At 49.3% G+C, this 26324-nt stretch carries 25 protein-coding genes; 9 read left to right on the plus strand and 16 right to left on the minus strand.

Features of this window, described 5'->3' with window-relative positions; all coding sequences use genetic code 11:
- Positions 1 to 11 precede the first annotated feature (11 nt).
- The 7 genes from O3660_RS06010 to O3660_RS06040 all read right to left on the minus strand — a co-directional run bounded on the left by O3660_RS06010 (position 12) and on the right by O3660_RS06040 (position 5771).
- Positions 12 to 1715 carry an acyl-CoA synthetase gene (locus tag O3660_RS06010; protein WP_049351248.1) on the minus strand — a complete coding sequence of 568 codons (1704 nt, stop codon included), beginning with the start codon at positions 1713 to 1715 and terminating at the stop codon, positions 12 to 14.
- Positions 1716 to 2220: 505 nt separating this feature from the next.
- Positions 2221 to 3027, minus strand: a complete 807-nt coding sequence (locus O3660_RS06015; protein ID WP_049351246.1) for a hypothetical protein — start codon at positions 3025 to 3027, stop codon at positions 2221 to 2223.
- Between the two features lie 97 nt (positions 3028 to 3124).
- Positions 3125 to 3664 carry a membrane protein gene (locus O3660_RS06020; protein ID WP_049351245.1) on the minus strand — a complete coding sequence of 180 codons (540 nt, stop codon included), beginning with the start codon at positions 3662 to 3664 and terminating at the stop codon, positions 3125 to 3127.
- Between the two features lie 72 nt (positions 3665 to 3736).
- On the minus strand, positions 3737 to 3985 hold the full coding sequence (locus O3660_RS06025; protein ID WP_003680823.1) for an acyl carrier protein: 249 nt from the start codon (positions 3983 to 3985) through the stop codon (positions 3737 to 3739).
- 12 nt (positions 3986 to 3997) lie between these two features.
- The gene (locus O3660_RS06030; protein ID WP_003680822.1) at positions 3998 to 4258 is read right to left on the minus strand and encodes a phosphopantetheine-binding protein; all 261 of its coding nucleotides are present in this window, start codon (positions 4256 to 4258) and stop codon (positions 3998 to 4000) included.
- The gene (locus tag O3660_RS06035) at positions 4255 to 5013 is read right to left on the minus strand and encodes a lysophospholipid acyltransferase family protein (RefSeq protein WP_049351244.1); all 759 of its coding nucleotides are present in this window, start codon (positions 5011 to 5013) and stop codon (positions 4255 to 4257) included. Before O3660_RS06035 ends, O3660_RS06030 begins: the two co-directional genes overlap by 4 nt.
- On the minus strand, positions 5010 to 5771 hold the full coding sequence (locus tag O3660_RS06040) for a beta-ketoacyl synthase chain length factor (protein ID WP_371464655.1): 762 nt from the start codon (positions 5769 to 5771) through the stop codon (positions 5010 to 5012). The genes O3660_RS06035 and O3660_RS06040 overlap by 4 nt, the downstream gene beginning before the upstream one ends.
- A 110-nt stretch (positions 5772 to 5881) precedes the next feature.
- On the opposite strand from O3660_RS06040, the gene O3660_RS06045 reads away from it, so the two are divergent.
- The 3 genes from O3660_RS06045 (at position 5882) to O3660_RS06055 (ending at position 8393) form a co-directional block, all read left to right on the plus strand.
- The gene (locus O3660_RS06045) at positions 5882 to 6370 is read left to right on the plus strand and encodes a thioester dehydrase (RefSeq protein ID WP_152333326.1); all 489 of its coding nucleotides are present in this window, start codon (positions 5882 to 5884) and stop codon (positions 6368 to 6370) included.
- 65 nt (positions 6371 to 6435) lie between these two features.
- A complete protein-coding gene (fabG, locus tag O3660_RS06050; protein ID WP_003680817.1) occupies positions 6436 to 7164 on the plus strand; it encodes a 3-oxoacyl-ACP reductase FabG in 729 nt (242 codons plus the stop codon).
- On the plus strand, positions 7158 to 8393 hold the full coding sequence (locus O3660_RS06055; RefSeq protein WP_049351241.1) for a beta-ketoacyl-ACP synthase: 1236 nt from the start codon (positions 7158 to 7160) through the stop codon (positions 8391 to 8393). The genes fabG and O3660_RS06055 overlap by 7 nt, the downstream gene beginning before the upstream one ends.
- 94 nt (positions 8394 to 8487) lie before the next feature.
- Here O3660_RS06055 and O3660_RS06060 read toward each other — a convergent pair whose 3' ends face one another.
- From O3660_RS06060 to rluD, 6 genes are all read right to left on the minus strand, one after another.
- Positions 8488 to 9012 (minus strand): RDD family protein, encoded by a 525-nt coding sequence (locus O3660_RS06060; RefSeq protein WP_049351240.1) that lies wholly within the window; start codon positions 9010 to 9012, stop codon positions 8488 to 8490.
- A gap of 162 nt (positions 9013 to 9174) precedes the next feature.
- Positions 9175 to 9594, minus strand: coding sequence for a hypothetical protein (locus O3660_RS06065; RefSeq protein WP_003746427.1), 420 nt, complete (start codon positions 9592 to 9594; stop codon positions 9175 to 9177).
- A gap of 146 nt (positions 9595 to 9740) precedes the next feature.
- Positions 9741 to 10742, minus strand: a complete 1002-nt coding sequence (holA, locus tag O3660_RS06070; RefSeq protein WP_049351239.1) for a DNA polymerase III subunit delta — start codon at positions 10740 to 10742, stop codon at positions 9741 to 9743.
- Positions 10742 to 11221: an LPS assembly lipoprotein LptE gene (lptE, locus tag O3660_RS06075; RefSeq protein WP_003680809.1), complete on the minus strand. Its 480-nt coding sequence runs from the start codon at positions 11219 to 11221 to the stop codon at positions 10742 to 10744. Before lptE ends, holA begins: the two co-directional genes overlap by 1 nt.
- A gap of 120 nt (positions 11222 to 11341) precedes the next feature.
- On the minus strand, positions 11342 to 12112 hold the full coding sequence (gene pgeF, locus O3660_RS06080) for a peptidoglycan editing factor PgeF (RefSeq protein WP_049351238.1): 771 nt from the start codon (positions 12110 to 12112) through the stop codon (positions 11342 to 11344).
- Positions 12113 to 12194: 82 nt separating this feature from the next.
- Positions 12195 to 13319: a 23S rRNA pseudouridine(1911/1915/1917) synthase RluD gene (gene rluD, locus O3660_RS06085; RefSeq protein WP_049328485.1), complete on the minus strand. Its 1125-nt coding sequence runs from the start codon at positions 13317 to 13319 to the stop codon at positions 12195 to 12197.
- On the opposite strand from rluD, the gene O3660_RS06090 reads away from it, so the two are divergent.
- From O3660_RS06090 to pflA, 5 genes are all read left to right on the plus strand, one after another.
- On the plus strand, positions 13318 to 14121 hold the full coding sequence (locus tag O3660_RS06090; RefSeq protein ID WP_049328486.1) for an outer membrane protein assembly factor BamD: 804 nt from the start codon (positions 13318 to 13320) through the stop codon (positions 14119 to 14121). The genes rluD and O3660_RS06090 overlap by 2 nt on opposite strands.
- Before the next feature lie 322 nt (positions 14122 to 14443).
- On the plus strand, positions 14444 to 15601 hold the full coding sequence (locus O3660_RS06095) for an ATP phosphoribosyltransferase regulatory subunit (RefSeq protein WP_049351237.1): 1158 nt from the start codon (positions 14444 to 14446) through the stop codon (positions 15599 to 15601).
- 43 nt (positions 15602 to 15644) lie between these two features.
- Complete coding sequence (locus tag O3660_RS06100; protein WP_049351236.1) at positions 15645 to 16943, plus strand: adenylosuccinate synthase; 1299 nt, start codon at positions 15645 to 15647, stop codon at positions 16941 to 16943.
- Between the two features lie 302 nt (positions 16944 to 17245).
- Entirely contained in the window at positions 17246 to 19531 is a 2286-nt protein-coding gene (pflB, locus tag O3660_RS06105) for a formate C-acetyltransferase (protein ID WP_371464656.1), read from the plus strand.
- A gap of 138 nt (positions 19532 to 19669) precedes the next feature.
- Positions 19670 to 20476, plus strand: coding sequence for a pyruvate formate lyase 1-activating protein (gene pflA / locus O3660_RS06110; protein ID WP_308887448.1), 807 nt, complete (start codon positions 19670 to 19672; stop codon positions 20474 to 20476).
- 65 nt (positions 20477 to 20541) lie between these two features.
- Here the strand turns inward: pflA and O3660_RS06115 are convergent, their stop codons facing one another.
- The gene (locus O3660_RS06115) at positions 20542 to 22254 is read right to left on the minus strand and encodes a proline--tRNA ligase (RefSeq protein WP_371464658.1); all 1713 of its coding nucleotides are present in this window, start codon (positions 22252 to 22254) and stop codon (positions 20542 to 20544) included.
- Between the two features lie 496 nt (positions 22255 to 22750).
- Between O3660_RS06115 and fghA the strand changes: the two genes are divergently transcribed.
- Positions 22751 to 23599 carry an S-formylglutathione hydrolase gene (gene fghA, locus O3660_RS06120; protein ID WP_371464659.1) on the plus strand — a complete coding sequence of 283 codons (849 nt, stop codon included), beginning with the start codon at positions 22751 to 22753 and terminating at the stop codon, positions 23597 to 23599.
- Between the two features lie 94 nt (positions 23600 to 23693).
- Here the strand turns inward: fghA and recA are convergent, their stop codons facing one another.
- Together recA and aroA are read right to left on the minus strand one after the other, a co-directional pair.
- A complete protein-coding gene (recA, locus tag O3660_RS06125; RefSeq protein ID WP_063075842.1) occupies positions 23694 to 24740 on the minus strand; it encodes a recombinase RecA in 1047 nt (348 codons plus the stop codon).
- Positions 24741 to 24887: 147 nt separating this feature from the next.
- Entirely contained in the window at positions 24888 to 26180 is a 1293-nt protein-coding gene (gene aroA, locus O3660_RS06130; RefSeq protein WP_049351232.1) for a 3-phosphoshikimate 1-carboxyvinyltransferase, read from the minus strand.
- Between the last annotated feature and the right edge of the window lie 144 nt (positions 26181 to 26324).

The raw sequence follows: 26324 nt of genomic DNA on the forward strand, positions 1-26324 counted from the left end.
AATAGGTATATTCAGACGGCCTCAAACACAATCCGTCCTGATGCACACGGATGCTCTCCGTTGTTGATTTTAAAGCTCAGTTTGTTTTTGCCTTCATCGTATTTCAGCTCTACCGACACTTCATCATGAGGACGGATAAACTGCTGATATTTTAGATTTTCGATGCGGATAACGCGCTGTTTGCCCCATGACTGGGGCGCGATCAGGTTGCGCACCCATTGCAGCTCGACCACGCCGGGAACCAGCGGGAAGGTGGCAAAATGGCCGCCGAAATAAACCAAATCCAAAGGTACGCGGCCGATGAAGGTTTCGGTATTGGTTTCATCGTCAGATGATGTTTTCGACCAAACGGGCGAAGTTTGGGCAACGGTAAAGGCCGTCTGAAAATCCGCCGCAGCGATTTTGGCTTGGGCATTGCGCGGCAGGCTGTCGGTAAAACGCCAGTAGCGCGGCAGGGCGATGGTGTCCTGCGTGGCGGCCAGGTGGCGTTTGAGCGTATCGGCAACCGCAGCGCGGCCTTTCTCGCGTAAGGCGGCGATACCGTCTGCGTTCAATGCCGCCCATATGGCAATGCGTTGATGTTGCGGATGACGGCCGCAGTGGGCGTCGGCAATCCAAGGATGTTGTAAAAGTTCGTGTTCGATTTGGGTCAGCGACACGCGTTTGTCCTCAAATTTAATAATGCGGTCTTGCCGACCGAGTAACAGAAAACCGTCATCTTGCGGCTCGATCAAATCGGCTGTTTGACGGCGTTCGGGCGACCAAGGCGAAGAAGCCCAAAGTGCGCCTTCTTCGTTTTGCCCGATTTCCACGCCTTCGAAAGGCTGCCATTCTTGGCGTTCGCAACGTGAGGCAATCACGCCGGTTTCGGTACTGCCATAAACTTCAAACGGGCGGACGGCAGCCTGTTGCAGCAAATCCGCCGTGGCTGCGGGCAATGCGCCGCCGGCCGAGACAATGCCTGCAATTTTATGGCCGATACTTTGCCAGTTGCGGTTTTCGCCCAAGCGGTTGAGTACGGCCGGGCTGGCAATCCAAACCACTTTATCATGTGCGGCCGTGCTGGAAAGCAGGTTTTCCGGATAAACCGCCTGCTGTCGCTCCATAGTCCAACCCATTGTCAGCGCGAGTGCAAAGCGGAATGTGAAGCCGTAAAGATGCTGCGGAATGACGCTGCCGACCACGGTTTCACCGTGTTGCCCAAATGGCAGCGTATTTGCCAAAGTCAGGGCTTCTGCCTGCATTTGCGCGGCGGTTTTCACAATAATCTGCGCTTCGCCGCTGGAACCTGATGTTTTTAGCCATGCTTCAGCATCGTCGGGAATCAGATGGTTTTCAGGATAGGTGTGCAGCGCTTCCGATTCTGTTTTAGTCAATACATCAGGCAAGTGCCAGATGTTCAGGCCGTCTGAAGACAGCTTTTTATCTGTTGAATCCGTTAAAAACGCTTCTGCCGTTTTTCCCCATTCCAAATTGTCTTGCGCCAAATTGGGCAACAATAAAACCTTTCCGCCCGAATGCCACACTGCCAACACGGCACAGGCAAACAGCGCGGCATCGTCAAACCACAACGCGGCCGTTTGCACGCCTGCCTGTTTCAGACGGCCTGACAGATGGAAAACCGCACGGTTGAAATCAGCACGCGTCCAATTCGGATGGGTGGCGATAAGGTCGTGTTGGGGTAGGTTGGGGGATAGGATTCGGGTTAGGTGCATAATTCTGATTCGATAGCTTGTTACTGTTCTTTAGCGGCTTGTATTACATATTGTCCGAGGATTTGAATAAGCTTATAGAATTTATATAAGCTAATAAAAATAAGTGAAGTAATACAAGATTGGAAAATATTTTTAGTTTCTATCTGCCATGATATATTATGTTTGATATATATTAAGTTGCCTTCAAAAATATTTTCTATAAAAAGATAGCAAATTATTAAGCATATCAATATTAGAAAATAATAATTTGCTGTTTGAAATATCTGTATTAGTTCATGTAATAATGTTTTATCGTTTCTGTTTCTACTCTGTATATTATATAACGCTTGGGAAAACTTTGTTGTTGCTATTAATGATAATGAAGTAATGCAAAAACCTATTGCAATAGAAAGAAAGGATAGTAAATCAGAAATTTTGCCTGAAAACCCTAAGTTATATTTGCTAATAACAAGATAAAAAAGGAAGGTAAAGAAAAGATATATTGTACATTTTATAATATTTTTAATCATGGTGAGATTTCCAATATTTTTAAAATGGCTTGTTTAAAAAGCTCATCTTCTCTTGGTAGTCCATTCTCATCAGTGGAGCAGGTTACTCCAATTTTGCTAGATACTATATTGGTATTAAAAACCATCTCTAAATTATCAGTATTTTTACCGGCAATAACTAATTTTTTAAACTCAAGTTTGTTTGTGATGAAATTCTTTACTACGTTTTTGACTTTTTCTATTGTAAGTTTTTCTTTGTATTTCATTGTGAATTCAGCACTAGATGCCCCATATTGATAAATATCTTCTTGGAGATGTTCGGTCAATGAGTTAGAGCAAGAAAGCGTATTGGGCAATATAGTTAATTTAATTTCTTTTATTTCATTTATGGATTTTTGAAATTGTTCTTCATCTAGTATTTGTTTTATTTCTATATGTTCATTTGGATGAAAATAATTTAACGCCTCTCTAAAAATACTATTTTTATTGTATTGAAGCCAGACTTCCCCTGTTTTTGTATCCATAATTCCATAGGAGAATTTAGGTTCAATTTCTGTTTTCTTCCGACGATTTTTAGTTGTTTTTCCATTTTCTATACTAATTACATTAGGAGGTAGCGGATATACGCTTCCTGTGCTAAATACAAGTCGGATAAAACGGCCATTCTCTTTATCTATAGTTGCCGATATTTTTTGCATTTCAGTTTCAGAAGGACTTCTTTGAAACCCTTTTTCAATCATAGGTTCTAAAAGTGATTTAGATAAATTCCTCTTTCCAATAAGAACCTGATAATTGAATAAAGTAATATTTGCGGGAGTGCTCATTTTCGAATAATCCTTTGAAATTAAAATTTTTTATGTAATGCACTACTTGAAATATTAAAATCATGGATGGTAGCGCGACAAGATTTTTCAGACGATCTTAAACCTTCAAAACCAATTTCCGATACACCCACTCTCCGGCAAATAAGATTCCCATTAACACATACGACACGATGCCTGTATAAGCCGCCCACCAATCGTAATATTGCAAGCCTGCCAAAATGGCGGCGGTTGCGCCGTTTAAGATAAAGAACGCGCACCAGATTTGCGTAATGCGCCGGGTGTGGCGCACGCCTTCGGGCGGCAGGTCGGGGTGTTGCAGTCGGGCAAGGCGTTCGATAACGGTTTGTTTGGCAAACAGGCTGCCACCGAAAACGGCAAGCATCAGCGCGTTGACGGCGACGGGATACCAATACATCGAGTCAGGCCGTCTGAAAATCAGTACCGCCGCAAAAAAAGCGGCAAGGATAATCGCCGTAATGCGTTGGGCTGTGGTTTGCGGCATGGCGGCGCGTATCAGCCATAACACACACATGGCCGCAGCAAGCCAGAAAAATGCGCCGTTTTCCCTGCCGTAATACCATAGGAGCGGATACGCGAGGCTGGCAAGGGTCAGTAGGAGTTTTCCTAGTATTTTCATGGTTGCGATTGATTTTCAGACGGCCTTGCGGATTGACAAGGCCGTCTGAAAATATGCTGATTCAAAGCAAAATCAGGAATCTTGTTGTACTTTCAAAACCGCTTGAACCACGTCTTCTACGGTACGCACATTGCGGAAGTCTTCGGCTTGCAGTTTGCGGCCGGTTTCGCGTTTGATGTGGTCGATAAGGTCGATGGCGTCGATGCTGTCGATTTCCAAATCTTCGTAGAGGTTGGTTTCGGGTTTGATGCGTTCCGGTTCGATTTCAAACAGGTTAACCAGTGCGTCGGTCAGCAGGGTGCGTACTTCTTGTTCGGTCATCTTCTCTCTCCCTTATGCTTGGCGGCTCTTGACGAACTCGGCCAGTGTTTTGACGTTGGCGAAGTTTTCGCGCAGGTTGTCGTTTTCACCGTCGAGCTGGAAGCCGAAGGTTTTTTGTACGGCCAAACCAAGTTCCAATGCATCAACCGAATCCAGACCCAGGCCGTCGTCGCCGAAAAGCGGATCTTCGCTGCCGATGTCGGCAACGGTAATGTCTTCCAGACCTAAGCTGTCGATGATTAATTGTTTGATTTGGTTTTCTAAATTGCTCATGTGGTTTTCCTTGTAAAATAGTCTTGCAGGTATTCGTTTAAACGCCTTGCGGCGATGGGCAGGGGTTTTTCTGCCAGCCATTCTTCCGGCAGGATGTCGTCGCCGACGGTAATTTCATAATGAATTTTTTGCGGTGGGATTTTGTACCACGGTTGTCCCTTTTTAAAATTAGGCGGCGTCATCTTGATGCACACGGGGGTGATGACCGATGCGCTGCGCAAACCGAGCGATACCGCGCCACGGTGCATTTTAACCTGTCCGTCCCAGCCTGTGCGCGTGCCTTCGGGGAAAATCAGCATACTTTGCCCGCTTTTGAACACGGCGTCGATTTCTTCCAACATTTCCATGCTTTCGTCGTTGGGGATGTAGCCGGAAGCGATAATCTGGCTTTTCATGCTGGGGTTGTTCAACAAGTCTTTTTTGACCAGTACGTTCGGGTCGGGGAAGTGGCTGACCATCAAGACGACATCCAGCAACGAGGGATGGTTGGCGAGGACGAGCTGCCCCGGCCGGCCGAGTTTTTCCAAGCCGTTGAAACGGACGCTCAATACGCCCGACCATTGCAGATAGCCGACGAAAAACCGCCACACGCGGCCTATCATGCGGCGGGCGGCAAGCTGGCGCGGGATGTCGCCTTTGGTGGATTTAAGTGTGTAGGGCAAAAGTGCGATTTTGAACAATACGCCCGCAACGCCGAAGAGGATGAAGCCGAAGAGTGTGGCAAAAAAGCGACGGAAATAGTCTAAAGTCTTCATGCGTTTTTCTGCCAGTGCCAGTTTCTACCGGCATAGTGTTGCGTGTGTTGTCGGCCGTCTGAAAGCAGGAAGCGTACCCACTCCAAGCTGCTCCAATAGGGCTCGACTGTTGTATCGTTAGGGTTTTCAGACGGTCTCTCGGATGTGGTTTCCAAGCTTAAGGTATAGTCTTCGCCTTTGGTGATGACCAGTGTCAATGCATAGGCAAACGGCGCACGTGTAGCCAAGACGGGATAGTCTTCAGACAAAGGATCATCGGCGACAATTATTAAAACGGATGGCGCGCCGTCTTGCAAAAGCGCAAATGCCTCGGTCAGCGCGGTTTCAAAGGAATCGGCGGCAACGGCCAATGCGGTATGCTCGCTCATGTCTTTGCGCAACATCGACCATTGCCCAATCGTCGCGTTGTGAACGGATAGGCCGAATGAGGTCGGCGACACGGTATGCGTGTTCAAAAGCTCTTGCCACAATTCAAAGCTGCGGTTGCTTTCGCCGTCGTGCGAAACGTACACCGGTACGCTTTCAGGATATTGGTCGGCCAGATTCCATGCTGCATCACAAACCAAGCGCGCCGCTTTCCCCAAGCGGCGGCGTTGCATAGGCGGCAAAAAGGAGAGCGCAGGTTTGTACTCCGGCAGGGAGGCGGTATCGAGTTTTCCCTGCGCCCAGTCCTGCCATTGCTCCGGCGTACTGATTTTGCTGGAGGAGGCCTGCCATGCGGCGATATTGAAGCTGAAACGGCAAACGTTTTGAGGCATGATGTCTTTCAATGTTTTACATTTTCATACATTGTAATGAAATGGGTTAGTAAAAGCTAGGCTCTGTTATAATGCATATTGTAACGTAATTTATTCCCGGATGACATTTTATGCCTTCAATACCGAGTGCCCCGATTTATGATGTAGCTTCGCTGCTTCCGCACAGCGGACATATGGTGCTAATCGATTGTGTGAAAGAATTTGGCGATGACTACACGGTTTGCCGTGCGCCGGTTGGCGACAAGCATATTTTGCTGCAGGATGGTGTGTTGCCGTCTATGGCTTATATGGAATTGATGGCGCAGGGCATAGGCGCGTTTGCAGGCATTGAGTCTTTAAAGGCCGGAGAGCCTGTACGCTTGGGTTTTTTATTGGGAACGCGCAAGCTGGATTTGTTTGCCGATTCCGTGCCTGTCGGTACTGAGCTGGAAGTCAGGGCGTATGTGTCCATTCAGGATTTGGGCGGCATGGGCGTATTTGATTGCGAGTTGCGTTGGACGGATGCACCGGAAGATGTGAAGCATCTGTTGCCGCCGGACGGTTTGCTGGCAAAAGCTTCTTTAAATGTGTACAGTCCGAAAGACGGTCAAATCATTTAAACCGTTTACAAGGCCGTCTGAAAAGACAAAGATTCAGACGGCCTGTCGATATAGTGAGAAAACGTATGAGTGAAACTATTTTAATTACAGGGTCTAATCGCGGTATCGGCAAAGCCGTCGCGCTTGGTTTGGCGCAGGACGGTTTTGATATTGTCGTCCACTGCCGCAGCCGCCGTGATGAAGCGGAAGCCGTCGCGGAAGAAATCCGTACATTGGGTAGAAATGCGCGCGTGTTGCAGTTTGACGTGTCCGACCGCGAAGCCTGCCGAGAAATTTTGACTGCCGACATTGAGGCAAACGGCACATATTACGGCGTGGTGTTGAACGCCGGCCTGACGCGCGACAATGCGTTTCCTGCTTTTACAGATGACGATTGGGACTTGGTGCTGCGTACCAATTTGGATGGTTTTTATAATGTGTTGCACCCTTTGACCATGCCGATGATCCGCCGCCGCAAAGCCGGACGGATTGTGTGCATGGCGTCGGTGTCCGGTTTGACGGGCAACCGCGGTCAGGTCAATTACAGCGCGTCCAAAGCGGGCCTGATCGGCGCGGCAAAAGCCTTGGCGGTTGAGTTGGCAAAACGCAAAATTACCGTCAACTGCGTGGCGCCGGGCCTTATCGATACTGATATTATCGATGAGAACGTACCTGTTGAAGAAATCTTAAAGGCCGTCCCTGCCGCGCGTATGGGATTGCCTGAGGAAGTGGCGCATGCGGTGCGCTTTTTGATGGATGAAAAAGCGGCGTATATTACGCGCCAAGTGATTGCTGTGAACGGAGGTTTGTGTTGAATACCAGAAGAGTCGTAGTAACAGGTATCGGCGGTATTACCGCCTTCGGCCGTGATTGGCAAAGTATTCAGACGGCCTTTAAAGCCGAAAAAAATGCCGTCAAATACATGGACTGGAGCGAACGCTTTCCTGAATTGGAAGCGCAGCTGGGTGCGCCGATCGAAGGCTATTCTCCTCCCGAACATTGGACGCGCAAGCAGCTCAGAAGCATGGGGCGCGTGTCGCATTTGTGTGTCGATGCGGCGGAACAAGCTTTGACGGATGCGGGCTTGCTGGGTGATGAAAGCATTACCGACGGCCGTATGGGCGTGGCGTGCGGTTCGTCTGTCGGCAGTACTAAAGACATTGGCGATATGGGTGAACTTTTGCTGACAGGCACATCGCGCAATTTTAACGCCAATACTTATGTGCGCATGATGCCGCATACGACTGCCGCCAATATCGGCATCTTTTTCGGATTGAAAGGGCGCATCATCCCGACATCGAGCGCGTGTTCGTCCGGCAGCCAAGGCATAGGCTATGCCTACGAAGCCATCAAATACGGCATGATAGACATGATGCTGGCGGGCGGCGGCGAAGAATTTTGTCCGTCCGAAGTGTATGTTTTCGATTCACTCTATGCCGCCAGCCGCCGCAACGGCGAACCCGAACTGACCCCGCGTCCTTACGACAACGGCCGCGACGGCTTGGTCATCGGCGAAGGCGCAGGCATATTCGTATTGGAAGAATTGGAACACGCTCGTGCGCGCGGTGCGAAAATCTATGCCGAACTTGTCGGCTATGGTGCCAACAGCGACGGCAGCCACGTTACCCAACCGCAAAAAGAGACCATGCAAAAATGTATGGAGCTTGCGCTGAAAGATGCAGGTATTACGCCTGATAAAGTCGGCTATGTCAGCGGCCACGGTACGGCGACCGAAAAAGGCGACATCGCCGAAACGTTGGCGACCGAAGCCGTGTTCGGATTCGTTCCCATGAGTTCGCAAAAAAGCTATCTCGGCCATACGCTCGGCGCGTGCGGTGCGCTGGAAGCATGGTTTACCATCGAAATGATGAATAATGGTTGGTTTGCGCCGACCGTCAATTTGGAAAACATCGATCCGCGTTGCGGCAAGGTGGATTACATCCAAACAGGCGGACGTGAGATTCAAACCGATTATGTGGTCAGCAATAACTTTGCTTTTGGCGGCGTCAATACTTCGCTGGTGTTCAAACGTTGGCAAGAATAATCATTGCTTGATGTTATGATTAAAGGCCGTCTGAAACTTATCTTGAGTTTCAGACGGCCTTTATTTTATTTACGGATTGAGTCGCTTTTGGATTTTATTCGTTTGTTTTCTTCTGATTCAAATCCACCAGCCTTGTTCCGGCCAAGGAGTCGTAGAGGAACTGGCGGTCGGGATGGAACAGGGCGAAGCCCCATGGCAGGATGAGCCAAATGAGCGCGGCGCCGAATGCGCCTTTAGGAGGGATATTGAGCAGATGGCGCAATCCGGCGTAGGCAAACAGGGGAATAAAGACAATAAAAATGCTTGCCCAAATAAAGCGCAGGCGCAGCTGCGGCAGGGGCGGCTGGGTATCGTTTTTATCGGCTAAACCGATTTTCCATGTCTGCATGGCGAGGGTTTGGCCTTTTTTATACCAGTTGGCGCGGAAGTAGAGCCACCATGCGTAGAATAGAATCAGACAGGTTGTCAGCATGGACAGGCGCGTGGAAACGGGATTGAGAAAGATGGCGACAATACCGGCTGCAAGGGCGGCAATGCTGGTAACGGCGCCGGTCAGCAGAAGTTCGTAAACCAGTGCGGCGAGGCGGCGTTTGAGTGGGGCGGTAGGAAGACGGGTCATAATGCGATGGAAACGGAAATGGGTTTGATGGAAATAAAAACAGGCCGTCTGAAACGGGATAGGATGTTCAGACGGCCTGTTACCGTTCGTCTTGGCCGCCGAAAGCGGCTTTGTTGCGTCTGAAACGGGATAGGATGTTCAGACGGCCTGTTACTGTCGGGATTAGCGGTGTGGACGTTTTTGACCGCGTGCCTGTTGGGCAGCCATTTGGTTCATTTCCTGACGGGTCGGACGCTTTTTGAAGATGGCGTGCGCTTCGTCAACGGAACATTTTTGTGACAGGCAAACCAAGGTAATCGCGTCTTTTTGATGTTGACCGCCGCTGTGGTACATACGGCGCAGGTTGGCTTCGTTGATACGGCCTTTTTCCGGATCGATGTCGAATTTTTTCAGGCGCTCGAGGAATTGGCGTTGCTGACGGCGTGAAGTCCAAACGAAACCGCCTGCGGCAGCGGCCACAATGATGACGGCCAACAGAATAGCCAGCGGCCATGAATCGACGATCAGAACGATGATGAGGCTTAATACGGCAGTGGTCAGCAGGGCCAGACCGCCGATGCGAAGTTTGGTTTTATTATCCATATGGTTGGTGTTTCCTTGTTTTTTGCTGGAAGAGGCCGTCTGAAATGCGAGGTTCAGACGGCCTGAATTTAAGTTTACGCTATTTTACAGTATTTTCTGTTTTTGGGGCGTATTGCGTGCAAGTTTCTTGACGCGTGGCAACGGTTTCAGGCGGCCAGCGAGATAACGAGCTGTTTGAACTCGGTCCATGCATCGCCTTCTTCCGCGCCTTTGATGATACGGTCGATTTTGGCGCAGGTTTTGAGCGCGTCGAGCAGGCGGTTGATGGAAATGCGTTTGGCAGCCATCGGTGCAAGGGTCTGCTTGTCACCCCATAAGCGCAGGCTGTTGCGCAGGCTTTGGATGTTTTGGCCTTGCTTGAGTGCGGCAGTGAGGCGGATTAGGGTGCGGATGTCTTCGGCAACCGCCCACAACAGCAAAACCGGCTCTTCGCCTTCTTCTTCCAAACCGTCCAGCAAACGGGAAACGCGCAGGGCATCGCCTTTCATCCATGCGCCTGCCAGTTGGAATACGTCGAAGCGGGCGACAGTGGCAACTGCGGCTTCTGCGTCGGCAATATTGATTAAATGGCCTTGGGGATGGAGCAGGGCGAGTTTTTCGATTTCCTGACGGGCGGCCAAAAGATTGCCTTCGACGCGCTCGGCAAAAAGGGCGAGTGCTTCAGGTTCGATATCCAAACCCTGCTGTTTCAGGCGGCCCTGTATCCATTGCGGCAAAGCATGTGGCGCAACGGCTTTGGCTTCTAAGACGATGCCTTTGCCTGCCAATGCGGAAAACCATTTGGACTGGATTTGCGCTTTTTCAAGCTTAGGCAGGAGGATGAGAGTAACCGTATCTTCGGGCAGGCGTTCGGCGAAGGTTTGCAGGGCATCGCCTCCGTTTTTGCCGGGCTTGCCGTTGGGGATGTGGATTTCCAGCAGTTTTAAATCGGCAAATAAACCTGCGCTGCCCGCACTTTGCAACAGCTCGTTCCAGTCAAAATTGTTTTCGGCGGTATAGACTTCGCGGTTGAGATAACCTTGTTTTTTTGCGGCTGCGCGCAGCGTATCCAAAGCCTCGATGCGCAACAAATCCTCTTCACCGTGAATAATGTACAACGGTTGGAGCGGCGTATCGGGGCGCAGGCTCTCAATGGGCGCGGCAGCCATTATTGCGCCTTCAGGAAAGTCAGGCGGCGGACGATTTGATCTGCGGCGTCGATGCGCATTTCAGACCAAATGGTTTCTTCCTCTTCCTGTTTGCCCAAAACTTCGCTATCGGCGTAGTCCATGGTGCGGTGAACCTTAACTTCCATCGGTTCTCCAACCGGCTCGCCGTTGCGGAAGGCTTGGGCTTTGACGGTCATGGCCAGCAGGTATTCGTTGATTGCAGCGGCGCGGGTGATGGTGTAGATATCGCGGCGTTTTTGAAAGTCGACAACGCGCAGGGTGATTTGTGATTCGGCTTCGCTAACCGGATGACCGTCGGCACGGCGTAAGGCATTTTCCAGCGCTTTTTGCATGACGGCTCCGCCTTCTACATGCCAGTTTTGATAAGGCAGCGGCTGCGAAGTCACGCCTGTGCCTTTTAGGTGGAAACCGCAAGAGGCAAGCAATAGGGCGAGTGCAGGCAATAGGATTTTTTTCATTGGATATTCCTTCGTTGAAACCGGTTACGGTATCGTCGGATTATAACGAATAATGTTTAGGCCGTCTGAAACCGTAAACGGAAAGTCTTTCAGACGGCCTTGTCTTTGATGGCGCAAATCTTATTTTTCCAACCAAATCAGGCTGACCATGCGGCCGGTTTGTCCGTCGCGGCGGTAGGAGAAGAAAGTATCGCGTTCCAAAACAGTGCAATGGGTGCCGCCATAAATCATGTTCACGCCTTCGCGATGCAGAATCATGCGCGCCAAAGCGTAAATGTCGGCAAGGTATTTGCCGCCGCCGATGTCTTCAAACGCATCGACAGCTTCCGGCATGGGGGTGCAAAACGCATCAAATACATCTTGCCCTACCTCAAACGCATCAGGGCCGATGGCAGGGGCGAGATAGGCCATGATTTCCAGCGGCTCGACATTCATTGCCGCAATGGTATTTTGCAAAACGCCACAGGCCAAACCGCGCCAACCTGCATGAGCCGCCGCAACAACGGTCCCTGCTTTGTCGCAAAATAAGACAGGCAGGCAATCGGCAGTCATTGAGGCGCAGGCAACCGTACCCGTCGTATCAACCGAAGCATCGGCATCAGGCGTATTACCTAATGCTTCTGCGGCATTCACAACAATGCTGCTGTGGATTTGATTAAGGTAGGCAACGGGCAGGCCGACTTGTTCCTGCACGATTTCACGGTTGCGGAGTACGGCTTCCAGATTGTCGCCGACGTGTGAGCCGACATTCAGGCTGCGGTACACGCCTTCGCTGACACCGCCGTTGCGCGTGGTAATAAGCGTTTTGACATTGGCAGGGGCTGGCCAGTCGGCAGTCAAAAAGTTCTTGCCTTGCGGGGCGAGGTTTAGGGTATCTGTGATGGTTTTCATAATTTTAGAATCGCTGAAATATTGGAACGGATTGATTTCAGACGGCCTAAAATATTATTTGAGGCCGTCTGAAAGTATGGGTTTAATCCCTTACATAAACCACTTCGACATCGTAGTCGTCTTCATTCCAATCGTCGTCATCGTCCATGCCGAATTTCTCTTGCCATTCTTCCTCGTTGCTTAGGGACGAATCCAAACCGGCTTCCAGACGCAGGACGGAAAGCAGGTGGTACATATCGTCAGGCATAGGCGCTTCAAAGGAAACGGTTTCGCCGGTTTTCGGGTGCACAAAGCTCAAACGGTAGGCATGCAGGGCTTGGCGTGCGCCGAGGGCTTTGATGGCTTCTTTAACCGCGTCGCTGCATGGATGGCGCAGGTTGCCGTAAACAGGGTCGGCGGCCAGCGGATGGTTGGCTTCGCGCATATGAACGCGGATTTGGTGTGTGCGGCCGGTTTCGAGCGAGCATTCGATGTAGCTGTGGGAAAGATAGCGTTCCAACACTTTGACGTGGGTAATGGCAGGTTTGCCGCCGAATTTGACGACTGCCATTTTCAGGCGGTTGTGCGGATCGCGGCCGATTTGGGTTTCGATTTTGCCGTCGAAAGGAACAATGCCGTTGGCGACTGCACGGTAAATGCGTTTGACTGTGCGCTCTTGAAGCTGTTGAACCAGTGAGTTTTGCGCCGGCAAGGTTTTGGCGACCACCATCAGACCGCTGGTTTCTTTGTCCAAACGGTGTACGATGCCCGCACGCGGCACTTGGCTTAATTCAGGACAGTGCGCCAACAGGCCGTTGAGCAGGGTGCCGCTCCAGTTGCCTGCGGCAGGATGGACGACCAATCCGGCCGGTTTGTTGATGACGATGACGGTATCGTCTTCATAAATGATGTCCAAATCCATCGGTTCTGGCGTGAATGCGAGGTTTTCTTCGCTCGGACGTACCGTAACGGCAATCAATTCACCGCCTATCATTTTGTCTTTGGGTTGCGCGGGCTTATCGTTTACAATGACTGCACCCTCTTTAATCCACGAACTCAGGCGGCTGCGCGAGTAGTCGGGCATGAGTTTGGCCAATACGGCATCCAGCCTTCCGCCCGCCATTTCGAGTGGAACGGTCAAATTAACACAACTTTCTGTTTCAGGGGATGACGGAAAGTCTAAATCATCGCTATAATCGGCTTCGTTATCAAAGGAAGTATTCTGCATGAAAAAAATTCTTTTAGTAGTTTCTTTAGGTTTGGCACTGAGTGCCTGCGCAAATAAAGGCACAATCGATAAAGACGCCCAAATTACTCAAGATTGGAGTGTGGAAAAGCTTTATGCCGAAGCGCAAGACGAATTGAACAGCAACAATTATACGCGAGCTGTCAAGTTATACGAAATTCTAGAGTCCCGTTTTCCAAACGGCCGCTATGCACAGCAGTCCCAGTTGGATACGGCGTATGCCTATTATAAAGACGATGAGCCGGAAAAAGCCTTGGCTGCCATTGCGCGCTTCCAACGCCATCATCCGCAACATCCGAATATGGACTACGCGCTGTACTTGAAAGGTTTGGTCCTGTTTAACGAAGACCAGTCTTTCTTGAACAAGCTGGCTTCCCAAGACTGGTCCGACCGCGATCCGAAAGCCAACCGCGATGCTTATCAGGCGTTTGCAGAGTTGGTTCAACGTTATCCAAACAGCAAATACGCTGCCGATGCAACCGAGCGTATGGCTAAGTTGGTGGACGCTTTGGGCGGTAACGAGATGTCTGTGGCGCGTTATTACATGAAACGCGGTGCTTATGTCGCAGCGGTCAACCGTGCGCAAAAAATCGTCAGCCGTTACCAAAATACCCGTTACGTTGAAGAAGCTTTGGCGATGATGGAACTGGCGTACAAAAAACTGGACAAGCCGCAACTGGCTGCCGATACACGCCGTGTTTTGGAAACCAACTTCCCGCAAAGCCCGTTCTTGCAACACGAATGGCGATCTGACGATATGCCTTGGTGGCGTTACTGGCGTTAAGCGTCGGGTTGTTCAGGCATGAATAAGGCCGTCTGAAAATGATGCAGCTATGCATTTGGTTTTCAGACGGCCTTGTTTTTAATGTTTTTTTACGTTCTCTGTAAACAGGGTGCAAAATTCGTTTTAATATGGTAAAGTCTGATTTTAATAACTCGACGGTTTGAAGCCGTTACTCAGGGGCTGTTTAAATTTAAAATCAGTTTTGTTGAAGCCGCATCGGATTTATCGTTGATGCATTCAGGAAAATTTCAGTTGTCAGGCTGATTTGGTTTTAAATTTAAGCAGCCCTTTATGTTTACAAAAAAAACAGAGGTAGATTCTCATGAAGTCTTGGCAGCTTCCTGAACACGTTGCCGACGTGTTACCGACCAATGCCCGACAACTGGAAAGCGCCCGTGAGCGGCTATTGGCTTTGTTCCGCGTGCATGGTTATGAATTGGTGCAACCGCCATTGATGGAATACAGCCATTCCTTATTGACGCATATCGATGCCGGTTTGTCTTTGAAAACCATTTTGGTCGTTGATCAGCTCAGTGGCCGTCAACTCGGTATCCGCGCGGATATTACACCGCAGGTGGCGCGTATTGATGCCCACTTGCTTTCCGCCAATCAAGGCATTAACCGCTTATGCTATGCAGGTTCAGTGCTTCATGCGCGGCCTGACGGATTGCTCAATATGCGCGAGCCTTTACAGGCCGGTGCGGAAATGTACGGCTTGGAAGGCATTGAAGCGGATATTGAATTGATTGATTTGATGCTGAAAAGCATGAAAATCGCCGATATGGGCGAAGTTTTGCTTTCATTGGGCCATATCGGCGTATTCCGTGCTTTGGCAAATGCCGCGCATTTGGATGTGCAGCAATCGGCAATTCTGCTGTCATCAATGCAGGACAAAGATGCCGAGGCCGTCAGCCAGTTGGTCAAAGAGTGGAAACTAGATGGCATGTGGGCAAAAGCGTTTTCACTGTTGCCCCGACTGTACGGCGGTCGTGAAGTGCTGACTTTGGCTAGAGAGAAATTACCGGAATTGTCCGCAGTCAGTGCGGCTTTGGATGAATTGCAGGCAGTATGCGATGCGTTCCCAAATCAAAAAGTGCATATCGATTTGTCGGAACTGCGCGTTGATAATTACCATACCGGTTTGCTTTACGCGGCTTATGGTTCAAACCGTCATGATGCCGTGGCACGCGGCGGCCGTTATGATGGATTGGGCGGATACTTCGGACGTGCGCGTCCTGCGGCCGGATTCAGTTTTGATTTGCGCAGCTTTATCGGCCGCCTTCCTGCTATCGGACGGGAATCCGTGGTGGCTGTCGATGTAAAAGACATGCCTGCGGCTCAAGAAGCGGTAGATGCTTTGCGCGAACAAGGACAATGTGTCGTTATCGATTACGGTATCGGCTATAACGGTTCGGAAGAGGTTACAGGCCGTCTGAAACAGGTAGACGGCGTTTGGAAAGTAATCGCTTTGAACGATTGAGTTTTATTTTGAAATTTTGTATCTGAAATAAGGTTAGATGGCTATGGCTAAAAATGTTGTCGTAATCGGTGCCCAATGGGGTGATGAAGGCAAAGGTAAGATTGTTGACTGGCTGGCGGAAGAAACCAGCGGTGTTGTACGTTTCCAAGGCGGCCACAATGCCGGCCATACTTTGGTCGTCGGTGGCAAAAAAACCATTTTGCGCCTGATTCCAAGCGGTATTTTGCATGAGACTTTGGATTGCTTCATCGGCTCAGGTGTTGTCGTTTCTCCTGAAGCATTGTTGGGTGAAATCGACGAATTGAACGCTGCCGGTGTGAAAAACGTCGAAGGCCGTCTGAAAATTGCGCCAACCTGCCCATTGATTCTGCCTTACCACATCGCGCTTGATCAAGCTCGCGAAGCTTCCCGGGGTAAAGGCAAAATTGGTACAACCGGTCGCGGCATCGGCCCCGCTTATGAAGATAAAGTTGCCCGCCGCGCGATTCGCGTGGTGGACTTGTTGCACCCTGAAAAACTGGTTGAGAAACTGGAAGCTGTTTTGGCTTATTACAATGTTCAGTTGCAACACCTGCACAATGCCGAGCCGGTAAAAGTTGAAGATGTGATGGCGGTCATTGAAAAAGTTGCACCGCGCATTACGCCGATGATTACCGATGTTTCCCGTGTTTTGAACGAGAAAAACCGAAAAGGCGAAAGCCTGTTGTTTGAAGGTGCACAAGGTACGTTGCTGGACATCGACTACGGTACTTATCCGTTTGTGACTTCCTCCAACTGCTTGGCTGGTGCCGCTTCTGCCGGTGCAGGTGTAGGTCCGCAAATGCTGGATTACGTTTTGGGTATCGTTAAAGCCTATACTACCCGCGTGGGTTCCGGTCCATTCCCGACTGAATTGTTTGACGAAGTGGGCGCAGGCTTGGCTGAACGCGGCCATGAATTCGGCTCTGTAACCGGTCGTGCGCGTCGTTGTGGCTGGTTTGACGCGGCTGCTCTGAAACGCTCTATTCAAGTTAACGGCATTTCCGGCATGTGCATTACCAAGCTGGACGTGATGGACGGTATTGAGAACATCAATATCTGTGTAGGTTATGAATTGCCTGATGGCAGCAAAACCGACATTCTGCCTTGCGGCTCCGATGCGGTAGAAACCTGCAAACCGATTTACGAAACCATGCAGGGTTGGAGCGAGTCGACTTTCGGTGTGAAAGAATATGACAAGCTGCCTGAAAACGCTAAAGCTTATCTGAAACGTATTGAAGAAGTGTGCGGTGCACCTGTAGCCATTGTTTCAACTGGTCCTGACCGTGAAGAAACCATCGTTTTGCACCACCCGTTTGCTTAATTGATTAAGTGAATAAAAGGCCGTCTGAATGTTTCAGACGGCCTTTTATATGAAATGCAATAAAAATTCAGCCCTGAAGGATGTCTGTCTTCAGGGCTGAATTTCGTATTCTACGCCGTTTTTAAACGCGAGTGTTTGGAAACCGAGATGTAGTGCCAAGTAACAATTATTCTCATTGATGTAAGTCAAGAAAAGGCTAGTCTGTAATTTTATTTCAAGAAAACTCCTGTAAATGGAAGGGTATTAGTGCTATCCTTTCAGAAATTTACAGTCTATATTTCCAATAAAATTAGGAGCTTGATATGTCAAATGATGTTCAGCAACGTCCTGCCGCTTGGGAAGGTTTTACTGGCGGTAACTGGGAAACCAACGTAGATGTTCGCGATTTTATTCAGAAAAACTACACGCCTTATGAAGGCGATGCTTCTTTCTTGGCACCAGCAACCGAAGCCACAACCAAACTGTGGGCGGACGTATTAGAAGGTATTAAAGTAGAAAACCGTACGCACGAGCCGTACAAAATCGACGCGCAAATCATATCCGGTATTACCAGCCACGCTCCAGGCTATATCAACAAAGATTTGGAAACCATCGTCGGCCTGCAAACAGACGAGCCTTTGAAACGCTCCATCATGCCGTTTGGCGGTTTGAAAATGGTGCAAGACGCGTGCAAAGTGTACAACGTTGAATTGAACCCTGAAGTCAGCGAAATTTTCACTAAATACCGCAAAACCCATAACCAAGGCGTGTTTGACGTTTACACTCCTGACATCCGCCGTTGCCGTAAATCAGGCGTGATTACCGGTCTGCCGGATGCTTATGGCCGTGGCCGTATTATTGGTGACTACCGTCGTGTTGCATTGTACGGTATCGACTTCTTGATGAAAGACAAACTTAACCAGTTCAATTCACTGCAAGCCGATTTGGAAAACGGTGTGGACTTGGAAGAAGTGATCCGCCGTCGTGAAGAAATCAACGAACAATACAAAGCCTTGGGTCAAATGAAAGAAATGGCGGCTTCTTACGGCTACGACATTTCCGGCCCTGCAAAAAATGCACAAGAAGCCATCCAATGGACTTACTTTGCCTACCTTGCCGCCGTTAAATCTCAAAACGGCGCAGCGATGTCCTTCGGCCGTGTGTCTTCGTTCTTGGATATTTATATCGAACGCGACCTGAAAAACGGTGTGATTACCGAAACCCAAGCGCAAGAATTTATCGACCACTTGGTGATGAAACTGCGTATGGTCCGTTTCCTGCGTACGCCCGAATACGACCAACTCTTCTCCGGCGACCCGATTTGGGCAACCGAATCCATCGGCGGTATGGGCTTGGATGGCCGTACCTTGGTAACGCGCACCAACTTCCGCGTGCTGCACACCTTGTACAACATGGGTCCATCTCCTGAGCCAAACATCACTGTATTGTGGTCTGAACAACTGCCGCAAGGATTTAAAGAGTACTGCGCCAAAGTATCCATCGACACTTCGTCTATCCAATACGAAAACGACGACTTGATGCGTCCTGACTTTAATAGCGACGACTACGCCATTGCCTGCTGCGTCAGCCCGATGGTGGTCGGCAAACAAATGCAGTTCTTCGGCGCACGTGCCAACTTGGCAAAAACTCTGCTGTACGCAATCAACGGCGGCGTGGATGAAAAATCTAAAGAGCAAGTTGGTCCGAAAACCGAGCCGATTATGGACGAAGTTTTGGACTATGACACTGTCTTTGAGCGCATGGACAAATTCATGGATTGGTTGGCAACCCAATACGTTACCGCGCTGAACATTATTCACTACATGCACGACAAATACAGCTACGAAGCCGCGTTGATGGCGTTGCATGACCGTGACGTGAAACGTACGATGGCATGCGGTATCGCCGGTTTGTCTGTGGCTGCCGACTCATTGTCCGCCATTAAGTACGCCAAAGTGAAACCAATTCGCGATGAAAACGGTATTGCTGTTGACTTCGAAATCGAAGGCGAATACCCACAATTCGGTAACAACGACGACCGCGTGGACGACATCGCCTGCGACTTGGTAGAACGCTTCATGAAAAAAGTGGCAACCCACAAAACTTACCGCAACGCTACTCCGACTCAGTCCGTACTGACCATTACTTCCAACGTCGTTTACGGTAAGAAAACCGGTAATACTCCAGACGGCCGCCGTGCAGGTGCTCCGTTTGGTCCGGGTGCAAACCCAATGCACGGCCGTGACGTCAACGGTGCAGTCGCTTCATTGACTTCCGTAGCCAAACTGCCATTTGAGTTTGCTAAAGACGGTATTTCCTATACCTTCTCCATTATTCCAGGCGCGTTGGGTAAAGATGAGCATTCTCGCGAACGCAACCTTGCCGGTCTGATGGACGGTTATTTCCACCATGAAGACGGTATTTTGGAAGGCGGTCAACACTTGAACGTCAACGTATTGAATCGCGAGACTTTGGAAGATGCGATGCACCATCCGGAGAAATATCCGCAGTTGACCATTCGTGTGTCCGGTTATGCGGTTCGCTTCAACTCGTTGACCCGTGAACAACAGCTTGACGTGATTACCCGTACATTCACAGAAACCATGTAATTCGGGGGAAAAACAAACCGGAAGCTAAATTTGCATTTGGTTTGTTTTGAAACAAAGCTCCAAGGCCGTCTGAAATGTTCAGACGGCCTTTATTATCGTACAATCCATATAAGCAAAAATATTTTTGAGCCGAACACTATGTCCACGACTTTTGCCATTACCCCCGAGCCGGAACTGAAAGACCTTGGCCACCGTCATTATAACGGCAAAGGCATTATTCATTCGATTGAATCTTGTGGTGCTGTCGATGGTCCGGGTTTGCGCTACGTGCTCTTTTTGCAAGGTTGCCTAATGCGCTGCCTGTATTGCCATAATCGCGACACATGGGATCTCCATACCGAACAGGCGCAGGAATTGGATGTGGCAACCGTGATGAAGCAGATAATGACCTATCGTCATTATCTGCGTGCGACAGGCGGAGGCGTAACGGCAACCGGCGGCGAGCCGTTATTGCAATATGAGTTTGTACGCGATTGGTTTACGGCCTGTCGGGAACACGATATCCATACCTGTCTCGACAGCAATGGCTATGCTTTGCACTATGACTCGATTTTGGATGATTTGCTCGATCATACCAATTTGGTCATGCTCGACTTAAAACAAATCGATCCTGAAATTCATAAAGTGCTTGTCGGTATCCCAAATACCAAAACGCTGAAATTTGCGCGCTATCTTGCCGAACGCAATCAGCCGACACGGGTGCGTTATGTGGTTGTTCCCGGTTATACCGATGATGAGCGTTCAGCGCATTTATTGGGCGAGTTTATCGGTGATATGGAGAATGTCGAAATGGTCGAGCTTTTGCCGTATCACGAATTGGGCGCCCACAAATGGGCTTTGTGTGGCGATGAATACAAATTAAAAGGCGTACATCCGCCGCCTAAAGAAACCATTTTGAAAATCAAAGAAATATTAGAGAGTTACGGAAAAAACATTATTTATTAAAACAGAAAAAGGCCGTCTGAAACGAAATAATCAGTTTCAGACGGCCTTTTCATGATTGAAAAGACTTAAGCGTTCAATGCAGTCAGAACCTTGGCGACAACTTCTGATACCGCAACGGCTTGAGCTTGATTGTCACGGCGCTCGGCATATTCGACATTGCCTTCTTTTAAGGCGCGATCGCCGATTACGATGCGGTGAGGAATACCCAACAGCTCGGAGTCATTCAGCAATACGCCTGCACGTTCGTCGCGGTCATCCAACAATACATCCGCACCGGCAGCCAAAAGCTCGGCATAGATTTTGTCAGCGGCTTCACGTACGGATTCAGATTTTTTGTAGTTCATCGGTACAATCACGACTTCAAACGGCGCCATTGCTTTGGTCCAAACAATGCCTTTTTCGTCGTTGTTTTGCTCGATGGCGGCGGCCACAACGCGGGTAATACCGATACCGTAGCAGCCCATTTCCATGATTTGGGATTTGCCGTTATTATCCAAGAAGCTGACATTCATGGCTTGGGTATATTTGTCGCGTAATTGGAAGACATGGCCGACTTCAATACCGCGCGCCAGTTTCAGACGGCCTTGTTCGTCGGGGCTGATGTCGCCTTCGATGACATTGCGTAAATCGACAAATTCAGGCTCGGCAGCATCGCGGCCGAAGTTGAAGCCGGTATAGTGGTAGTCGTCTTCGTTCGCGCCAATCACCCAGTCTACACCTTTTTCGGTGGCAAAATCAGCATAGACTTTACCTTTGAAGTTGACAGGGCCGAGAGAGCCGCCGTTTGCGCCGAACTGTTCAACAATCGCGGCAGGGCTTGCCATGGTCAGTGGCGATTTCACGCCGGCCAGTTTTTCTGCCTTAATATCGTTAAACTCATGGTCGCCACGCAACAGCAGCAGGACGAGTTCGCCTTCGTTTTCGCCTTCGACCACGATGGATTTAAGGGTTTGTTCAACCGGAATATTGAGGAATTCAACCAAAGACTCAATGGTTTTGACATTTGGCGTATGTACTTTGGTTAATTCGGCCTGAGCGATGGCGCGTTCGCCTTTAAGCGGCAAAGTCGGTGCCAGCTCGATATTGGCGGCGTAATCGGAAGTGTCGCTATATGCAATAACGTCTTCGCCGCTTTCAGCCAATACTTGGAATTCGTGAGATCCGGTACCGCCGATGCTGCCGGTATCCGCAGCAACAGGACGGAATTCCAAACCCAAACGGGTAAAGATACGGCAGTAAGCGTCGTACATATCCTGATAGGTCGTCTGAAGCGAGGCATAGTCGGCATGGAAGGAATAAGCGTCTTTCATGACGAACTCGCGTGCGCGCATCACACCGAAGCGCGGACGCACTTCATCGCGGAATTTGGTTTGGATGTGGTAAAAGTTTTTCGGCAGTTGTTTGTAGCTGTTGACTTCTTTGCGCACGATGTCGGCAATCACTTCTTCACAAGTCGGACCCATGCAGAAATCGCGGTCATGACGGTCTTTCAGGCGCAACAGTTCTTTACCATAAAACTCCCAGCGGCCGGATTCCTGCCACAGCTCGGCAGGTTGTACCACCGGCATCAGCAGTTCCACGCTACCTGCGCGGGCCATTTCTTCGCGCACGATATTTTCAACTTTGCGCAATACGCGCAGACCCATCGGCATCCAAGTATAAAGACCGGATGCGTTGGCTTTGATCAAACCGGCACGAATCATCAGCTTGTGGCTGGCAAGTGCGGCTTCGGCAGGGGCTTCTTTCAGGGTGGAAATGAAGAACTGGGAGGCTTTCATGGCGTATTTTTCTTTCTTAAAAATAAGTGCGTATTGTAACGCAAAATGTATGGCCGCGTGTCTTTTGAATGGCATCTGATGAAATAGGCCGTTGTTTTACGCAGCTTTTGATTCGGGGCGATTTTTAGGGATGTCAACCCTAATTTATGCACAAAGCCGCATAACCTTGTTTTACCTATAAATTTTCACTGTATGATTATAGTAAAATCTTATAAATATAACTATTTGATTTTATTGAATTTTATTTGATTAAATTTTAGTCAATTTAAGACTTGGTTTGTTCCTAAAGAAAATTTTACGATTACCCAAAGCTTATCAACAGATTTATCCACAGAGATTGTGTATAGATTTTAAATGCTGTCAGCGTAATGATTTCGCATGATTGGCAAGCCTTGATTAAAGCGGATTTGGTCGCCTTAAAAAGATGGGGCAACAACACGATGGGCAGGTTTTGCGCTAACATTCTGCTTATTGTTGTTTCCTTACAAGGAATAAAATGAAAAATTCAGAATTGCATTTGCTGGAACGCAGAAAGATGTTTAACGGGCATCAGGAACGCTACCGCCATTTTTCTCAAACCTGCCGGACGGATATGGTATTTGATGTCTATCTGCCGCCACAAGTCTTAAAAGGTTATCCCGCGCCTGTTTTATATTTTCTTTCCGGCTTAAATAGTGATAGTTCTGAATTGGTTCGGCAAAGCGGAATCCAGCGTTTTGCGGCGCAATGGAATATTATTGTGGTTTTTCCGGATACCTCGCCACGCGGTCAGCATGTTGCCGACAGCGAGGAATATTATCTTGGACAGGGTGCCGGATTTTATGTTAACGCAACTGAAGCACCTTGGGCGCAGCATTACCAAATGGAAAGCTATATCAGCCAAGAATTGCCTGATTTGATCGGGCATAATTTTCTGGTAACAAAAGAGCGCAGCATTGCAGGTTTCAGCATGGGCGGGCATGGTGCGCTGCAGTTGGCTTTGAAGCATCCCGGCCGATATGCTGCAGTTTCTGCCTTTGCGCCTTTATGTCATCCTATCGATACGGAAGGCGGCAGGCAGGCGTTTTCAGCTTATTTGGGTCAAAACGTGGAAACATGGAAACGCTATGACAGTACAGAGCTGCTTCAGACGGCCTCGCATAAATTGCCTGTTTTGATTGATGTCGGCAGTGAAGATGCTTTGTATCCTGACGTCCTGCAACCGGAAGCGTTTGTCCGCTCCGCACGTGAAAAAGGTTTCAATATCCAATATAAAGTACGCCCGGGCTATGGGCATGACTATTTCTTTATTGCCAGCTTTATCGATTCGCATATTGAGTTTCACGCTCAGGCATTAGGGCTTTAAGCAGTATTGAATAAAAGGCCGTCTGAAATTCGATTAATGGTCGGATTTCAGACGGCCTTTATTTGGCTTATTTAACCTTTAATTTCAAACAGACTTATTCCTCAGGACGTTCGCCGTCGGTATCGTCCAATTTGCCTTCGGTGATATCCATATTGATACCGACTGCTGCACGGATTTTGGCATCGATTTCGTTGGCGATATCAGGGTTTTCTTTCAACCAAACACGTACATTGTCTTTACCTTGACCGATTTTTGCGCCGTTGTAGCTGTACCATGCACCGGATTTCTCAACGATGTCATGTTTGACACCCAAATCAATCAATTCGCCTTCCCAGCTGATGCCTTCGCCGTAAAGAATATCGAATTCGGCTTGACGGAATGGGGGCGCAACTTTGTTTTTGATGACTTTGACTTTGGTTTCGTTACCAATAACGTCATCGCCTTTTTTAATCTGACCGGTACGGCGGATGTCGAGGCGGACGGAGGCATAGAATTTGAGTGCATTACCGCCGGTTGTGGTTTCAGGGCTGCCGAACATTACGCCGATTTTCATACGGATTTGGTTAATGAAAACAACCAATGTATTGGTGCGTTTGATGTGGCCGGTCAGTTTGCGCAGGGCTTGGCTCATCAGGCGGGCTTGCAGGCCGACGTGGCTGTCACCCATTTCGCCCTCGATCTCGGCTTTAGGCACAAGTGCGGCTACGGAGTCGACAACGACCATATCGATACCGCCGGAGCGTACCAAGGTATCGCAGATTTCTAATGCCTGTTCGCCGGTATCCGGTTGGGAGAGATAGAGCTCTTCGACTTTTACGCCGAGCTTGCGGGCGTAAATCGGGTCAAAAGCATGCTCGGCATCGATGAATGCGCAGATGCCGCCATTTTTTTGGCATTGGGCAATGGCTTCGAGACAGAGTGTGGTTTTACCGGAGGATTCCGGGCCGAAAATTTCAACCACGCGGCCGCGGGGCAGGCCGCCGACGCCGAGTGCCAAGTCCACGCCGAGGGAGCCGGTGGAAATAACATCAAGGTTTTCTTCCTGTTGGCTGCCGTCCATTTTCATGATGGAGCCTTTGCCGAAGTTTTTTTCGATTTGGGCAAGGGCGGCGGCTAAGGCTTTGCTTTTTTCGTCTGACATGTTTTCTCTCCGAAAGGAAATATGAATCGCTAAGAATTTATTTAGCTATTATCGCATAAATTAAGAAAAAGTATAGTTTTATTTTTATTTTTCAGACGGCCTGTGTTTTTTGTATGCAACAGGCCGTCTGAAAATTTGAATAATCAATCAGTTGGTCAATGATGTAAAAACTTGGAAATAGTCGGGGAAAGTTTTATGCGTACATTTCGGGTCGTTGATGATGACGGGGACGCCCAAAAGCGAGGCCAGTGAGAAACACATGGCCATGCGGTGGTCGTCGTAAGTATCGATGACGGCATCGGGGGTAAGTGTTTCGGGTGGCGTAATATGGATGGCTTCGGCTTCTTCAACGACTTCTGCACCCAGTTTGCGCAGTTCGGTTGCCATGGCGACAATGCGGTCGGTTTCTTTGACGCGCCATGAGCCGATATTGCGCAGGGTGCAGGGCTGTTTGGTAGCCAGAGCAACAATGGCCAGAGTCATGGCCGCATCAGGAATATGGTTGGCATCCAAATCAAAAGCCTGAATCTTGCGTTCGGCAGGACGGGAAATTTCAACAAAATTTTCGCCCCAAATGATATCCGCACCGATTTTCTCCAGTTCGCGTGCGAAGGCAATGTCGCCTTGAATGCTGTGTGCGCCGACGCCGGTCACGCGGATGGGTGTACCGGCAATCAGACCTGCGCCTAAGAAATAAGACGCGCTGGAGGCATCGCCTTCTACATATAAATGTTCGGGCGCATGATATTTGGCACCGGCCGGGATTTTAAATACACGATAGTCTTCATTGATGATGTCCACACCAAACTGCGCCATCAGCTTGAGCGTGATGTCGATATAAGGTTTGGAAATCAATTCGCCTACCATGTGGATTTCAAATGCTTGTCCGGTCAAGGGCAAAGCCATCAGCAGGGCGGTCAGGAATTGGCTGGAAACATTGCCTTTAATCGGAATAACGCGCTCGCCGTTGTCTTGGCGTTTACCGATCTGAAGCGGAGGATAGTTTTCATTGCCCAGATATTGTACGTCCGCACCTGCAATGCGCAGCGCATCCACCAAATCGCCGATGGGGCGTTCGTGCATACGCGGCACGCCATGCAGATGATAGTCGCCACCCAAAACGGCAAGCGCGGCAGTCAAGGGGCGGAATGCCGTACCGGCGTTGCCTAAAAACAAATCGGCGGTTTGGTTGGGAAAGCGGCCGCCGGTGCCATGAACTTTCAGACGGCCTTCAGGTAAAGATTCAATTTGTACGCCGAGTTTGTCGAGTGCTTCAAGCATTCGGTCGGTATCGTCGGATTTGAGCAAAGAATGGATTTCGCAAACGTTGTCGGAGAGTGCGGCTAAGAGCAGCGTGCGGTTGCTGATGCTTTTGGAACCGGGCAGGGCAACGGTGGAAGGCTTGAGTGTAGAAGCGGGCAGGCGGATGGATTCGGTCATGGCTGGGCTAAGCTCGTTTGAATTGTAAATCAGACCGATATTATACGCAGGCAAAGGCCGTCTGAAAAATGAAGAGAGCACAATTTATTTGTGAAAAAATGAATTTTTATATCGTTACACTATTTTCTAATCGTTTATTTTGAA

The sequence above is a fragment of the Neisseria sp. 27098_8_139 genome, assembly GCF_041433195.1.
Taxonomy (GTDB): Bacteria; Pseudomonadota; Gammaproteobacteria; order Burkholderiales; family Neisseriaceae; genus Neisseria; species Neisseria subflava.